Annotated in this window: 13 protein-coding genes and 6 tRNA genes; 2 read left to right on the forward strand and 17 right to left on the reverse strand. The window is 68.0% G+C overall.

The window, feature by feature from the left end; translation table 11 throughout:
- Nucleotides 1-33: 33 nt before the first annotated feature.
- The 4 genes from clpP to F0U60_RS39210 all read right to left on the reverse strand — a co-directional run bounded on the left by clpP (nt 34) and on the right by F0U60_RS39210 (nt 2,351).
- Complete coding sequence (clpP, locus tag F0U60_RS39195) at nt 34-651, reverse strand: ATP-dependent Clp endopeptidase proteolytic subunit ClpP (RefSeq protein WP_395807418.1); 618 nt, start codon at nt 649-651, stop codon at nt 34-36.
- Nucleotides 652-686: 35 nt separating this feature from the next.
- Nucleotides 687-1,967 carry a trigger factor gene (gene tig / locus F0U60_RS39200; RefSeq protein ID WP_395807420.1) on the reverse strand — a complete coding sequence of 427 codons (1,281 nt, stop codon included), beginning with the start codon at nt 1,965-1,967 and terminating at the stop codon, nt 687-689.
- A 124-nt stretch (nt 1,968-2,091) separates the two neighbouring features.
- Nucleotides 2,092-2,173, reverse strand: a tRNA-Leu gene (locus F0U60_RS39205).
- A 105-nt stretch (nt 2,174-2,278) separates the two neighbouring features.
- Nucleotides 2,279-2,351 (reverse strand) — tRNA-Lys (locus F0U60_RS39210).
- Between the two features lie 269 nt (nt 2,352-2,620).
- Here F0U60_RS39210 and bet point away from each other — a divergent pair.
- Nucleotides 2,621-3,793, forward strand: a complete 1,173-nt coding sequence (gene bet / locus F0U60_RS39215; RefSeq protein ID WP_395807422.1) for a phage recombination protein Bet — start codon at nt 2,621-2,623, stop codon at nt 3,791-3,793.
- Between the two features lie 57 nt (nt 3,794-3,850).
- On the opposite strand, the gene F0U60_RS39220 is transcribed toward bet, so the two are convergent.
- From F0U60_RS39220 to F0U60_RS39275, 12 genes are all read right to left on the reverse strand, one after another.
- Nucleotides 3,851-3,924, reverse strand: a tRNA-Arg gene (locus F0U60_RS39220).
- A 22-nt stretch (nt 3,925-3,946) separates the two neighbouring features.
- Nucleotides 3,947-4,020 (reverse strand) — tRNA-His (locus F0U60_RS39225).
- An 87-nt stretch (nt 4,021-4,107) separates the two neighbouring features.
- Nucleotides 4,108-4,184, reverse strand: a tRNA-Arg gene (locus F0U60_RS39230).
- 32 nt (nt 4,185-4,216) lie between these two features.
- Nucleotides 4,217-4,290 (reverse strand) — tRNA-Pro (locus F0U60_RS39235).
- A gap of 64 nt (nt 4,291-4,354) precedes the next feature.
- A complete protein-coding gene (gene rdgB, locus F0U60_RS39240; protein ID WP_395807424.1) occupies nt 4,355-4,963 on the reverse strand; it encodes an RdgB/HAM1 family non-canonical purine NTP pyrophosphatase in 609 nt (202 codons plus the stop codon).
- 4 nt (nt 4,964-4,967) lie between these two features.
- A complete protein-coding gene (gene rph, locus F0U60_RS39245) occupies nt 4,968-5,684 on the reverse strand; it encodes a ribonuclease PH (RefSeq protein WP_395807426.1) in 717 nt (238 codons plus the stop codon).
- Between the two features lie 82 nt (nt 5,685-5,766).
- Nucleotides 5,767-6,576, reverse strand: coding sequence for an N-acetylmuramoyl-L-alanine amidase (locus F0U60_RS39250; RefSeq protein WP_395807428.1), 810 nt, complete (start codon nt 6,574-6,576; stop codon nt 5,767-5,769).
- A 70-nt stretch (nt 6,577-6,646) separates the two neighbouring features.
- On the reverse strand, nt 6,647-7,699 hold the full coding sequence (gene selD, locus F0U60_RS39255; protein ID WP_395807430.1) for a selenide, water dikinase SelD: 1,053 nt from the start codon (nt 7,697-7,699) through the stop codon (nt 6,647-6,649).
- Between the two features lie 11 nt (nt 7,700-7,710).
- Nucleotides 7,711-8,637 (reverse strand): DUF4388 domain-containing protein, encoded by a 927-nt coding sequence (locus F0U60_RS39260; RefSeq protein WP_395825658.1) that lies wholly within the window; start codon nt 8,635-8,637, stop codon nt 7,711-7,713.
- Nucleotides 8,638-8,762: 125 nt separating this feature from the next.
- Nucleotides 8,763-9,476, reverse strand: coding sequence for a hypothetical protein (locus F0U60_RS39265; protein ID WP_395807432.1), 714 nt, complete (start codon nt 9,474-9,476; stop codon nt 8,763-8,765).
- Nucleotides 9,473-10,252: an outer membrane protein assembly factor BamD gene (locus F0U60_RS39270; RefSeq protein WP_395807434.1), complete on the reverse strand. Its 780-nt coding sequence runs from the start codon at nt 10,250-10,252 to the stop codon at nt 9,473-9,475. Before F0U60_RS39270 ends, F0U60_RS39265 begins: the two co-directional genes overlap by 4 nt.
- Before the next feature lie 15 nt (nt 10,253-10,267).
- Nucleotides 10,268-10,774, reverse strand: a complete 507-nt coding sequence (locus F0U60_RS39275; protein ID WP_395807436.1) for a regulatory protein RecX — start codon at nt 10,772-10,774, stop codon at nt 10,268-10,270.
- Nucleotides 10,775-10,808: 34 nt separating this feature from the next.
- On the opposite strand from F0U60_RS39275, the gene F0U60_RS39280 reads away from it, so the two are divergent.
- Nucleotides 10,809-11,549 carry a hypothetical protein gene (locus tag F0U60_RS39280; protein WP_395807438.1) on the forward strand — a complete coding sequence of 247 codons (741 nt, stop codon included), beginning with the start codon at nt 10,809-10,811 and terminating at the stop codon, nt 11,547-11,549.
- Between the two features lie 30 nt (nt 11,550-11,579).
- Here F0U60_RS39280 and ftsH read toward each other — a convergent pair whose 3' ends face one another.
- Nucleotides 11,580-13,406 (reverse strand): ATP-dependent zinc metalloprotease FtsH, encoded by a 1,827-nt coding sequence (gene ftsH / locus F0U60_RS39285; RefSeq protein WP_395807440.1) that lies wholly within the window; start codon nt 13,404-13,406, stop codon nt 11,580-11,582.
- Nucleotides 13,407-13,542 lie beyond the last annotated feature (136 nt).

Below are 13,542 nucleotides of genomic sequence, written 5' to 3' on the forward strand. Positions count from 1 at the left end.
CGGCTCCGGCCCGTATGCCCCACGAGGGGGCTGCTACTTCCGCTCGCCCGGAGGCGCCAGGATCTTCCGGGGATTCTGAACCTCGTCGATGATGCCGTAGGACTTCGCCTCGGCCGCACCCATGAAGTAATCGCGGTCCGTGTCCTTCTCCACACGCTCGATTGACTGGCCGGTGTGCTTGACGATGAGCTCGTTGAGCTTGGCCCGCATGCGGAGGATTTCCTTGGCCTGGATTTCAATGTCCGTGGCCTGGCCGCGCACCCCGCCGAGCGGCTGGTGAATCATGATGCGCGAGCTGGGAAGGGCATAACGCTTGCCCTTGGCGCCGGCCAGCAGCAGGACGGCCCCCATGGAGGCCGCCTGCCCCACGCAGATGGTGGACACCTGGGGCTTCACGTACTGCATGGTGTCGTAGATGGCGAGGCCCGCCGTCACCGACCCGCCCGGCGAGTTGATGTAGAGGTTGATGTCCTTGTCCGGGTCCTCGGACTCGAGGAACAGGAGCTGGGCGACGATGACGTTGGCGACGTCATCGTCGATCTCCGTTCCCAACATGACGATCCGGTCCTTCAGGAGCCGGCTATAGATGTCGTACGAGCGTTCCCCGCGGTGGGTCTGCTCGATGACGTAGGGAACGGGCATGAAGGGCATGACAACCTCGTGAAGGGTCTAAGGAGAATGAACTCTTAGGAATACTTCGCCTGACCCTTCAGGAATTCAATCGTCTTTTCTTCGCGGAGTCGAAGGCTCAACCCCTGACGCTCCTCCGGGCCCTTGAAGTACTTGCGGACGACGGAGACAGCCTGGTTGGCCTCCTTGGCCAGCTCCTCGATCTTCTTCTCCACGTCCTCGTCGGAGACCTGGATGTTCTCCTTCTGAGCAATGGCCTCGATGAGGAGCGCGCCCTTCACTTCCTTGATGGCCTCCTCACGCAGGTCCTCGCGCAGCCGGTTGAAGTCCAGGTTGAGCTGGCGGGGATCCATGCCCATGCGGGCCATGGCGCGCAGCCGGTTCTCCAGCATGTTGTCGATGGTGCGATCCACCATGCCGCGGGGAACCTCGAAGGTGTTGCGCTCGATGAGCGCCTTGAGGAGGGCATCACGCTCCTCGCCCTGAGCCTTGTTGCGCTTGCCCGTCTCCAGGTCCGTGCGGACCTTGCCGCGCAGTTCCTCGAGCGTCTGGGCCTCGCCGCTCTCCTTGGCGAACTCGTCGTTGAGCTCGGGGACGACCTTCTTCTTCAGTCCCTTGACGGTGAACTTGAAGCGGGCCGCCTTGCCCTTGACGTCCTCGACCCGATAGTCGGCCGGGAAGGTGTACTCAATCTCCTTGGTCTCGCCGACCTTGGCGCCCTCGAGCGCGGCCACATTGGACTCCACCAGCTCGCCGGGGGCCAGCTCGACCGTCACGCCCTCCGCCTTGCTGCCGGGGAACTCCTTGTCGTCGACGGTGGCCACGTAGTCCACCGTGGCGAAGTCGCCCATCTGGGCCGTGTCACGGCCCTCCACGGGCTCCAGCCGAGCCATGCCCTGACGCAGCTGCTCCAGGCGGTCGTCCACCTCCTTGTCCTCGACCTTGGTCTCGGAGCGGGTGAGCGGCAGGCCCTGGTAGTCCTTGGCCTCCACCTTGGGCTTCACCTCGACGCGAGCCTCGAAGGAGAAGGGGGCGTCGGCCTTGAGCCCGGAGTTGTTGGTGACCTGGGGAGGCGCCACCGCCTCCACCTTGTGCTCCCGCACGGCCTGCTGCCAGGCGCTCTGCATCACGCGCTGGATGACCTCGTCCTCCACCTGCTCCCGGTAGCGCTGCTCGAGGAGCCGGCGGGGAACCTTGCCCTGGCGGAAGCCGGGCATTTTCACCTGCTTGCCAAGGGCCGAGTACGCACGCGTCAGTTCCTCGGCCACGCGGGCGTTCTCGACCTCAATGGAGAGCTTCTTCTCGATGGGAGAAAGCTCCTCGACCTGGACCTTCATGGGATGCCTCGCTCGCGCCGGGCGCACCGTGGACGCCGGCGTGTCGGTTGGGTGAAGACGTGAAAACGTGGGACGTGCGCCTTTAGGAGATAGGTCCTGTCCGGTCAACGCGAAATGGCCGGAATGGGCGAGGAGGGACTCGAACCCTCACACCTTGCGGTACCAGATCCTAAGTCTGGCGCGTCTACCAGTTTCGCCACCCGCCCGGGCGCACGGCGTGCGTTTTACATCGAAACCGAGGCCCGGCACACGCGAATCCTGGGCCCCAAAAAGGAACCGGGGCTCTCCCATTTCTGAGAGAGCCCCGGTGTTGAGAGCGGAGGGAATCGAACCCACAACCTATGGATTAAGAGTCCATTGCTCTACCAATTGAGCTACGCTCCCGACTCTTGTGCGCCGTCGCGGCTTCGTCACCGCGCGTCGACGGGGACGGCTTGTACGAGGCCTCGCCGTCCACGTCAAATGCTTTTTTTCGCGTAGCCGCGCAACCCCTCCGCAGTCCCCCGGGTGAACCCGCTTGCCCTCCGGCCTGGCCTGGACGGATGTTCAGTTCGGGGATGCCAACGCGATCCGTCCAGGGTTGAATCAACCCCGAGGTGCGGGCGGACGGAGGTCGTCCGCCCTTTTCGAAGGCGGAGAAACAGAGCAGCGGCATGGAAGCACACAACAAGGCGGAAACCGCGTCGGGCCAGTGGAGCTCCGAGCGCGTGGAACTCATCAAGCGGACCATCTGCCCCAAGGGCATCGGGGAAGACGAGTTCGCCCTCTTCATCGAGCAGTGCAAACGCTCCGGGTTGGATCCGCTGCTGAAGGAGGCCTTCTGCGTGGCCCGCCGGCAGAACGCGGGCAACCGGGAGAGACCCAACTGGGTGACTCGCTACGAGTTCCAGCCCTCGGAAGCGGGGATGCTGGCGCGCGCGGAGCGCTTCCCGGACTTCAAGGGCATCCAGGCGAGCGCGGTGTACGCCGAGGATGAGATCATCGTGGACCAGGGCAAGGGCGAGGTGGTGCACCGCTTCAACCCGGCCAAGCGCAAGGGCAGCCTGGTGGGTGCCTGGGCACGTGTGGTGCGCGAGGGCAAGCTGCCCGTGGTGGTGTGGCTGGACTTCGCGGGCTACGTCCAGCAGACGCCGCTGTGGGCCAAGATTCCCACGACGATGATCGAGAAGTGCGCGCGTGTGGCGGCGCTGCGCAAGGCGTACCCCGAGGCCTTCGGCGGCCTGTACGTGCGCGAGGAGATGCCGGCCGAGGAGTTCGAGCCGCAGCCGGAGCCCGCGCCCTCCACGGGGCACGGTGGCTACGAGGTGCTCGGCGCGCGTCCTGGCCCGGTGAAGGCGTCCTTCCCTCCCCCACCCACGGCACCTCGTGAGGCACGCGAGGAGAAGGAGCCCGCGCCAGCGCAGGCTCAGGAAACGACCCGGGACACCGTGCGTGAACCCGAGTCGTCCACGGAGTCCGTGAAGGCGCGGCCCGCGACCCGCTCCGCCAAGGAAGTGCGCGAGCCCGCGGCCAAGGAGCCCGTGGCCAAGGCGAAGGAGACCGTGGTCAAGGAGACCGCTCCGGCGACTGAGCCGGTGCCGGCCGCCGAGGCCCCGGCGAAGCTGAAGAGCTCGTCCGTGGTGGTGGCCTTCGGTCCGCACAAGGGCAAGACGGCCTCGGAGCTCAGCGACGAGGAGCTGGCCGAGACCATCGACCTGGCTCACGAGAAGCTGATGGAGCAGCCCAAGGCGAAGTGGGCCCGGCCGATGCGCGAGAACCTCGCGGCGCTCGAGACCGAAGCCGAGCTGCGCTGCCGCATCCCCGCGGCAAACGAAGCCAAGGCCTAGCGCGAGAGGGGGAAGAAGTCCCCGGTGCGGCGGCACCCTCGAGAGAGGGTGCTGCTGCGCGCCCGGAGGGACTTGAACCCCCAACCCTTGGCTTCGAAGGCCAATGCTCTATCCAGTTGAGCTACGGGCGCAAAAAGCGGGGGATTCAGAGAGGGCGGCCAACCGGGATCGAACCGGTAACCTCAGGAGTCACAGTCCTGCGCTCTAACCAGTTGAGCTATGGCCGCCGTTACGTCGAACAACCGCGTTGAAACGTGGCGGCTTCCCTACCGTGGAAACCGTTACGGTTCAAGCCCTTTGTCACAGCGGAGGCTTGGTACGCCAGGCGGGACTCGAACCCACGACCCTCGGCTTAGAAGGCCGATGCTCTATCCAGCTGAGCTACTGGCGCCCAGTTCACTCCGTTACCGCGGTACTGCTGTATCGGGGCGAGAGGATTCGAACCTCCGACCCCCTGCGCCCAAGGCAGGTGCGCTACCAGGCTGCGCTACGCCCCGATAAAGGCCGACATTGTTGAACCATCCGGAACAGACGTGCAAGAGCAACGTTCCTGACGCCTGCTCACCCACCAACAGGTGAGCCACTGGCCAGGGCCAACAGATGGGGCTTCATCTTCTGGAAGGCAACGCCCCGGTGAGAGATTCCAGCCTTCTCCTCGGAGGTCAGCTCCGCCATCGACTTGCCCCCCGGCAGGACGAAGACCGGGTCGTAGCCGAAGCCGTGAGAGCCCCGCGGTGCGTGGCCGATGCGCCCCTCGCAGCGGCCCACCTCGATGAGGGCGCGGCCCTTCCCCGGAAGCGCCAGGCAGAGCGCGCACACGAAGGCGGCCGTCCGCTTCTCGTCCGGAACGCCTGACAGCTCTCCGAGCAGCTTCTCGTAGCGATCCTTGTCGCTCCCCTCGGCATAGCGCGCCGAGTAGACGCCAGGACGGCCATCCAGTGCGTCCACGCACAACCCCGAGTCATCCGCCAGGGCCGGCAGCCCCGTGGCCTCGGCGTAGGCGCGAGCCTTGAGCTCGGCGTTCTCCTCGAAGGTGACTCCATCCTCGACGGGCTCGGGGATGGGGGGCAGGTCGCTCAGGGCGAGCACCTCCACCACGTCCCCAACAAGGCCGCGCAGCTCGCGCAGCTTGCCCTTGTTGGTGGTGGCGAAGAGCAGGCGGGGCTTCATGTCATCAACCTCCCAGTGCCTTCTGTTGGGCCTCGGTGAGCTGGCGGATGGCGGCCAGTCCCGCGTCCAGCATGGAGTCCAGGGCCTTGCGGTCGAACAGCTGGTGCTCGGCGGTGCCCTGCACCTCGACGATGCGGCCGTCGCCCGTGGCCACCAGGTTCAGGTCCACGTCGGCGGTGGAGTCCTCGTCATAGTCGAGGTCCACCCGCACCTCGCCCTTCACCACGCCCACGGACACGGCGGCCAGCGGGGTCAGCTTCGGCATGCGCGGCATCACTCCGTCCTTGTGCAGCTTGCGCAGGGCGAGCACCAGGGCCACGTAGGCTCCGGTGATGGAGGCGGTACGGGTGCCACCGTCCGCCTGGAGGACGTCGCAGTCCAGCGTGAAGGTGCGGACGCCCAGGCCGGGCAGGTCCACCGCGGCGCGCATGGAGCGGCCGATGAGCCGTTGGATTTCGAGCGTGCGCCCGGTCTGCTTGCCCTTGGCGGCCTCACGCTGAGTGCGGGTATGCGTCGAGCGCGGCAGCATGCCGTACTCGGCCGTCACCCAGCCGGAGCCCTTGCCCATCAAGTGGGGCGGAACCCTGTCCTCCACCGAGCAGGTGACGAGCACGCGGGTATGGCCGAACTCCACCTGGGTCGAGCCCTCGGCATGGCGGGTGATACCAGGAGTGAGGGTAACGGGGCGCAGGTCCAGCGCCCCACGATTGAAGGACCGCATGGGAGGCTCCTCGGCAAGGAAATAGGGGCCGCCTCTCTAGCAGACGAAGGGCCCCGCTGTCCGTCCCGAGTGTCGTCCCGTGTCAGGGCGTGGCGGGAGCCGCCACCTTGGGGGGCTTGGGAGCGTCGCGCTTGCGCACCTCGGCCAGGAAGGCGCGCACGCCCTCGGTGATGGCGATGGCGAGCTTCTCCTGGTGCTCGGCCCGACCCAGGCGGGCCCCCTCCTCTGGGTGCGAGATGTAGCCCACCTCAATGAGGACGGCGGGCGCCTCGACGCCGTTGAGGACGTAGAAGGGCGCCTGCAACACCCCGCGGTCCGAACCCCCCGTGGCGGCGATGAGCTTCTGGTGGATGGCGTACGCCAGGCGTGAGGAGTCCTGGTGCGCCTCGGTACGCGCCAGGTCGTGGAGGATGAAGGCCAGCGTGGAGTCCCCTCGCGCCTCCCGCGCCGCCGGGGCCTCGGCGTTCTCGCGGTCCGCGGCCGCTCGCGCGGTGGCGTTGGAGGCGTTGGCGGACAGGAAGTACGTCTCGATGCCCTGGACGCGCGCGCGCGTGCGCTTCGTGGGCATCGCGTTGCAGTGGATGGACAAGAAGAGGTCCGGCCGCTGCTTGTTGGCGAACTCCACTCGCTCGGGCAGCGGCATCGACTGGTCCTCGTCCCGCGTCATCAGCACCTGCGCCCCGAGCTGCTTCTCCAGGTGTGCCCGCACCCGGTGGGCAATCTGGAGCGAGACCTCCTTCTCGAGGAGACCGGTGGGGCTCGTCGCGCCCTCCTGAGCGCCGCCGTGCCCCGGGTCCACCACGATGCGCGCGGGGCGCTCGGCCGCGAGCGAGGACGCGGGCAGACAGAGGAGGACGAGCACACGGGCCAGTGCGAGAAATCGAAGCGTCATGCCGGCGCGGATCGTACGAGGGCAAACGAGGGTGCGCCAGCAGCCGAGCGACCGGACCGGGGGCTCCCGTCTAACCAACGACTTCGATGCCGGACCGACCCTCGCCCACCTCACCGATGAGGGCCACGTCCACCCCGGCCCGCTCCAGCGCTCGGTACGCCTTCGCCGCGTCGCGCGCCGGCACCGAGGCCAGGAGGCCCCCGTTCGTCTGCGCGTCGGCCAGCACCCACTGGATGTCCTCGGGCAGCCCCTTGGGGAAGCGCACCTTCTTCGCCACGTGGGCCAGGTTTGACTTCGTCCCGCCCGGCACCACGCCCTGCTGCGCCAGCGCCGGCACCTCCGAGATGATGGGGATGCGCTCCAGGTCCAGGAAGGCCTTCGCCTTGGCTCCGGTCATCATCTCCAGCAGGTGCCCCAGCAGGCCGTAGCCCGTCACGTCCGTGAGGGCGTTCACCTTGAACTTCCCCGAGGCGAACACCTCACCGGCCTTCTTGTTCAGCGTCGACATGAGCGCCACCACGCGCTCCGTCAGCTCCTCGGAGGCCACGCCCCGCTTGATGGCCGTGGTGGCGATGCCCGAGCCCAGCGGCTTCGTCAGCATCAGCACGTCCCCCGGCTTCGCCCCGGCGTTCGTCAGCACCTTCTTCGGATGCACCTGGCCCGTCACCGCCAGGCCGTACTTCGGCTCGGGGTCCTGCACCGAGTGCCCACCCAGGATGGGGATGCCCGCCTCGTCCGCCTTCGCCTGACCTCCCGCAAGAATCTTCGACAGCTCTTCCATGGGGCGATCCTTCGGGAAGCCCACCAGGTTGAGCGCGAACAGGGGCTTGGCCCCCATGGCGTAGATGTCCGACAACGCGTTCGCCGCCGCGATGGCCCCGAACTGGTACGGGTCGTCCACCACCGGCGGGAAGAAGTCCACCGTGCTCACCAGCGCCAGGCCCGGTGCCACACGATACACGGCCGCATCATCGTTGGTGTTGAAGCCCACCAGCGCCCTCGTGTCCTTCGCAGTCTTCAGTTGGCGCAGGACCTGCGCCAGGTCCGCGGCCCGGATCTTGGCCGCTCAACCCGCGCAATGTGACAGTTCGGTCAGTCGGCGCGGCTTCTGATTCTCGGACACGAAAGGCCTCGTTAGCTGGCGCGCACGTACTCGCGCTTGATGAGCTGCAACACCGCCTCGGCGGCCACCACGTCGTCCTGCTCCGAGTGGTCCAACACCCCGCCCAGCGAGCCGTAGTTGTGCACCGCCTGCAGCACGTCCAGCAGCTCCGGCGTCAGCTCGCGCAGCGGCGCCGTCATCGGCGAGGCCAGCGACAGATGCGTGCTCGTCGCCGGCAGCTCCTTCTGGATGCGCTTGTACTCGTCCAGCTGCCTCAGCGCGTCCATCAGCAGCGCCTCGGTGGACGAGTCCAGCTCCACCATGAACTCCTGCGGATCCGCCGGACGCAGCTCGAAGTCGCCCTGCTCCCAGGTGATGATGCGGTTGAAGCTCTTCTGCGGCCCCAGGTTGTGGTTGTCGTCGATGACCGCGTAGTACACGCGGCCCTGGCGCAGGTAGATCTTCCCCTCGTTCTCGTTGCTCACCACCAGCACGCCGTTCTTCTTCGACGTGTGGAAGAGCTGGAGCAGGTCCGGCAGGGGGATCTCCTCGATCTTCCCCGTCATCGACGAGGCCTTCGTCGAGGTCCGCGCCGCCTGCGCCGCCGCCGCCTCCTCCAGCTTCTGCTTGGCCATGGCGTCGTCGACCTCGCCGACACCGGCTCCCTGCTGGATGAGCTTGAGGATGGAGGTCCCAATGAGGATGCGGTCCCCCTCCTTGAGCGTCGCCTGCTTCACCTTCTCGCCGTTGACGAAGGTGCCGTTCGTCGACCCCAGATCCTCGATGGAGATCTGCCCGGCCCCATTGACGACGATCCGCGCGTGCTTGCGCGAGACCATGTCCTCGACGAGCACCATGTCGAGCTCGCTGGAGCGGCCGATGACGATCTGCTTCTCCGTCTTCAGCGGGAACTCACCGCCCTGGTACTTGCCGGATATGAACTTGAGCGCATACGTCATCTTGCCCGGCGTCGGAGTGCTCACGGTGCTACGCCCTCGATATTGAGTGTTGCCCTGGCTCCCAGCACCCGTCCATCCATTGAACCCGACCCCGCAGCTGAGTCAGCCGATAATAACGCCCTAGCCTACATGAGACCGGGCGAAAACAAGAATTCCTCTCCGCTGCGAATCAAGGAGAGCCGACGCTGGCCCTTTTCGTCCACGGGACGGGAGGGCAGTTGTCCTTCCAGCCGCCATTCCTCGCTGGCCACGGCCTCGTCCCGCTCGAGCCGCAGGTACCACGCCTCCGACCGGTAGCGGCGCCGCTGGAGCGACATGATCCGCGCCAGCTCCGCCTCCCCTGCCCCCGCGTCGGCCTCCGCTCCCCGCACCAGCAGTCTCTCCAGGGCCTCGCGGTCCCCCACCTCCAGCGCCTGACGCCGGGACTCCAGCGCCCGAACCGCCGCCGCCAGCCGGGGCGCGGCCAGTCCCTCCGGGACCCAATCCCGCCCGCGACGGACGAAGGGCACCCGCTCCACACCCAGGGAGCTGACCGAGGTGCGGCCCAGCCGGCCACTGAAGTCCAGCGTCGCCCAGGCCACGGCGCGCTGTCCGCCCGGCTCCACGTTGACGGTGATGCGCGCGAAGTGGTGCTCCCGGGACGTGAGCGGCTCACCCACGCCGGGGAGCGCGAGGGACAGGCCCGCCCGCTCCGTGCTCTTGAGGACGGTGATGATCTCCGCCTCCGGCCCGGCCGCGACGCCCAACCAGCGAGGCACCAGCACCACCATGGCGGCCCCAGCGGCCAGCACGGCGATGATCACTCCGCCCAGCCGGCTCCATGCCTCGGAGCGGCTCACGAGCCCATCATCCTCCGGGCCCGCTCGGCGGCGGGCGACCCCGGCAGGCGCTCGATGATCCGCTGCAGCGTCTGCTTCGCGCGCTCGGTGTCGTTGAGCTGCACGTAGGCGTCATGCAGATCGAAGAGGGCCTCCTCCTCCAGGGAGGTGCCCGGGTAGTTCTTCAGCAACCCCTCCAACCGCTGCGCCACGGCCTTCCAGCGCTTGCGCCGGGCGTAGAAGTCGGCCACGTACTTCTCGTGCGCGGCCAGCCGCTGGCGCGTCTCCTCGATCTTCTGCTTCGCCTCGGACACGTACTGCGAGTTGGGGTACTGGCGGACGAAGTCGTTGAGCGAGCTCAGCGCCGCCACCACCTCCGTCTGGTCCTTCTCCGTGGAGGGCGGCAGCAGGAAGAATTCCGAGGGGAAGTCCTCGTAGTGGGTGAGGGCCGACCGGTACGCGGCGTAGTCCACCTTGGGGTGCGTGGGGTGGAGCTTGATGAAGGACGAGAACTTCTCGCGCGCCTCCGCGTACTGCTCCTGGGCGAAGTCGAGATCCGCCAGCCGCAGCTCGGCCTCGTTGGCCACCTCCAGGTAGGGGTACTTGGTGCGGACGTGCTCGTAATACTGCTGGGCCTGGAGGAAGTCCTTCCGCTCCAGGGCCTCGTCGCCGCGTTGGAGGTTGGTCTCGGCGGCGGTGGTGAAGTCCGGCGCCACGGTCTGGCCGGTGGAAAGGGCCGCGCAGCCAGCGGCGTTGCACAGGAAGGCAGTCAGGCAGACAGCTCGAAGGAAACGCATGGGTAGGGGGGCAAGCTAATCTTCCGGGCCCGAAGGTTCCAGCGCCGCGTCACCGAGTACCCGCTGGATGACGTCCGAGGAAAAGCCCCGGCTGAACAGGAGGCGACCGGCCCGGGCCGCCTCCTTGGGCTCCAGCTTCCGGCCCAGCAGCCCCCGCCGCTCCAGCACCTGGCGCGCGGCCGCCTCGGCGTCGAACTCCACCTCGCCGCTGGCCGTGGCCACCGCCTCGCTGGCCGCCTCGCGGCTCAACCCGTGGGCCTCCAGCCGCTGCTGCACCGCCCGAGGGCCATACTTCCCCCGCTGCAACAGCACCGCCGCCCGCTCCCGGGCGAAGCGCTCGTCGTCCAAGTACCCCCAGCCCTCCACCTGGGCCAGCGCCTTCTCGCGCACCGGCTCGGAGAAGCCCTTGCGCTCGAGCACCGTCAGCAGCTCGTGCCGACTGCGAGCGCGAGCAGACAACAGTCGCAGGCACGCGTCCGTCGCACGCCTGACTTCCTCGGGAGTGGAGTCCTCGGAGTCCATCGCCAGCTCTCTAGCATGTGGTAACAGGCGCGGCATGCACCCCCTCATTGCCCGCTACCTCAGCCCCGAAACCGCCCGTGAGACGCTCCAGAAGGAGAAGGACGGAGCGCCCCTCGAGCCCGAGGAGCGGCTCTTCGCCCAAACCGCCGCCGCCCACCCCGACAAGCGCAGTGCGCTGATGGGGGGCAAGGGCAAGCGCCACCTCTCCTCGGATGCCGAGGCGGCGGTCGTCTTCCTCGCCGCCTACGCCGCGACACGTGCCATCGCCGAGGACCCCGCCCTCTCCGCCGCCACCGCCAAGGCCCGGAAGGCCCTCGAGGAGGAAGGCGCCACCGAGGACGAGACGGACGCCTTCATCGCCTCCATCCTGCTGGAGGAGGCCTTCGGCTACGAGGAGGAGGTGGAGTCCTTCGACCGGACGTACGTCCAGGAGGCGCTCGGCGAGGTTCCCGCCCTGGCGGCCCTCACCCGTGAGCAGGTGGATGCCCTCATCCTCGGCTTCGAGAAGGCGGGGCGGGACGAGACGGAGCGCAATGTCCGCGCGCGCATCTCCCGGGCCCTGGTGAACACCGCCTGGGGCGAGGGGCCCACCCCCATCAACCCCGAGCACATGGAGGCGCTCTACGAATCCGAGATCGCCGACAAGCCCGAGGAAGAGCTGGAGGCCAGCCTGCGTGCCACCGTGGACTTCCTCCAGGTACTGGCCAAGGAGGGTCTCATCGGCCCCCAGCGGCTCTCGCGCCTCCGCGCCCAGCTCGGGGACGAGGAGGCGTAAAGCGCCCTCTCCCGAAGGAGCGGGGATGGGTCACGCGGCGTCCTTCACGGGCTCGGGTGCCTTCCCCTCCGCCGGGTTCACCAGCGCGGCCAGCTCCTCGCCCGACATCACCTCTTGGGCCAGCAGCCGCGCCGCTCCTTCCCGGAGCAGGTCGATCCGCTCGCTGAGCACTCGCGTCACCCTGGCATGCTGCGAGTCCAGCAGGCCGCGGATCTCCTGGTCAATGCGCCGCGCCAGCTCCTCGCTGTAGTCACCGCGCGAGCCCGACACGCTCCCGTCGTGGAGGGGCGAGCGGCGCTCCAGGTCGAACGTCACCGGGCCCAGCGAGTCGCTCATCCCGTACCCCTTCACCATGCTCCGGGCGATGTCCGTGGCCTTCAGCAGATCATCCTGCGCGCCCGTGGACACCTCTCCGTACACCAGCTCCTCGGCCACCCGGCCCCCCAGCAGCACGGCGATGCGCGCCTCCAGCTCGCCGCGGGTCATCAGGTAGCGGTCCTCCGTGGGCAGCTGCAGCGTGTACCCCAGCGCCCCGATTCCCCGCGGGATGATGGAGATCTTCTTCACCGACTGGCCCGTCGCGAGCACCACGCTCGTCAGTGCATGGCCCATCTCGTGGTGCGCCACGCGCTCGCGCTCCGCCGCGGAGAGCACGCGATTGCGCTTCTCCGGACCCGCCACCACCCGCTCCACCGCCTCCTCCAGCTCGGCACGCCCTACCTTCTCCTTCTTCCGGCGTACGGCGAGCAGCACCGCCTCGTTGAGGATGTTGGCCAGGTCCGCGCCCACCGCCCCCACCGTCATCGCCGCCACGAACTCCAGGTCCTTCTCGTTCTCCAGCGGCGTCTTGCGCGCGTGCACCTTCAGGACGGCCAGCCGCCCCACTCGGTCCGGCCGGTCCACCAGCACATGCCGGTCGAAGCGCCCGGCGCGTAGCAGCGCCGGATCCAGGATCTCCGCCCGGTTCGTCGCCGCCATCAGGATGACGCCCCCTCGCGGATCGAACCCGTCCAGCTCCACCAGGAGCTGATTGAGCGTCTGCTCGCGCTCCTCGTGGGCGTTGGGCCCCGCGCCGCGCACCTTCCCCAGCGCGTCCAGCTCATCGATGAAGATGATGCACGGCGCCTTCTGCCGCGCCTGAGCGAATAGATCCCTTACTCGCGCGGCGCCGACTCCTACGAACATCTCCACGAACTCCGAGCCGCTCATGCTGAAGAAGGGCACGTTGGCCTCGCCCGCCACCGCCCGCGCCAGCAGCGTCTTGCCCGTTCCCGGAGGGCCCACCAGGAGAATCCCCTTGGGCACCTTGCCCCCCATTTTGGAGAACCGGTCCGGCGAGCGCAGGAACTCGATGACCTCCTGCAGCTCGCCCTTGGCCTCGTCCACCCCCGCCACATCGGAGAACCGCACGGGGATGGACTTCTCCACGTACACCTTCGCCTTGCTGCGCCCCACCGACAGGTAACCCCCGGGAGTGCCCTGCCCTGACGACGACTGCAGCCGCATCATCAGGAACACGAGCCCCAGCGGCAGCAGCCAGAGGCCGAGCTGCACCCATGGGTTTCCCGGCACCGTCCCCGTCACCTTCACCTGGTGCGCCATCAGCTCGCGCATCAGCTCCGGATCTTCCACCCGGACGACGACGAAGGGCCGCGGCTCACCGCCCGCCGACTCGGGCGCCAACGTCCCGCTGATACGGTCTTCGGTGACGGTCACCGCCTGCACCTTCCCCGCCGTCAGCGCCTCTCGGAAGTCCGAGTACGAGAAAGAGGTGTGCTCCACGCGGTCCAGCAACTGGTAGCCCAGCGCAAGCAGCACCACGAACAACAACGCGTGCCACCATCGGTTGCGTTCCACGGAGGGCTCAGGGTTCATGGGCCCGACGCATAGCAAACGACGGTCCACCCAGGGTGCCCCCCCGCACTGCGAGCGGCTCTCCTTCAGGGGCCTGCAAGAGGTGCGGTTACGGCACCCGCGCCGCAAGGATTGCAGA

Source organism: Archangium minus (genome assembly GCF_044360475.1).
Taxonomy (GTDB): Bacteria; Myxococcota; Myxococcia; order Myxococcales; family Myxococcaceae; genus Archangium; species Archangium minus.

Coding starts and splice junctions, on each gene's coding strand:
- clpP (WP_395807418.1), bottom strand. CDS start 651: ATGCCCTTCATGCCCGTTCCCTACGTCATCGAGCAGACCCACCGCGGG.
- tig (WP_395807420.1), bottom strand. CDS start 1,967: ATGAAGGTCCAGGTCGAGGAGCTTTCTCCCATCGAGAAGAAGCTCTCC.
- bet (WP_395807422.1), top strand. CDS start 2,621: ATGGAAGCACACAACAAGGCGGAAACCGCGTCGGGCCAGTGGAGCTCC.
- rdgB (WP_395807424.1), bottom strand. CDS start 4,963: ATGAAGCCCCGCCTGCTCTTCGCCACCACCAACAAGGGCAAGCTGCGC.
- rph (WP_395807426.1), bottom strand. CDS start 5,684: ATGCGGTCCTTCAATCGTGGGGCGCTGGACCTGCGCCCCGTTACCCTC.
- F0U60_RS39250 (WP_395807428.1), bottom strand. CDS start 6,576: ATGACGCTTCGATTTCTCGCACTGGCCCGTGTGCTCGTCCTCCTCTGT.
- F0U60_RS39260 (WP_395825658.1), bottom strand. CDS start 8,637: ATGACGTATGCGCTCAAGTTCATATCCGGCAAGTACCAGGGCGGTGAG.
- F0U60_RS39270 (WP_395807434.1), bottom strand. CDS start 10,252: ATGCGTTTCCTTCGAGCTGTCTGCCTGACTGCCTTCCTGTGCAACGCC.
- F0U60_RS39275 (WP_395807436.1), bottom strand. CDS start 10,774: ATGGACTCCGAGGACTCCACTCCCGAGGAAGTCAGGCGTGCGACGGAC.
- F0U60_RS39280 (WP_395807438.1), top strand. CDS start 10,809: ATGCACCCCCTCATTGCCCGCTACCTCAGCCCCGAAACCGCCCGTGAG.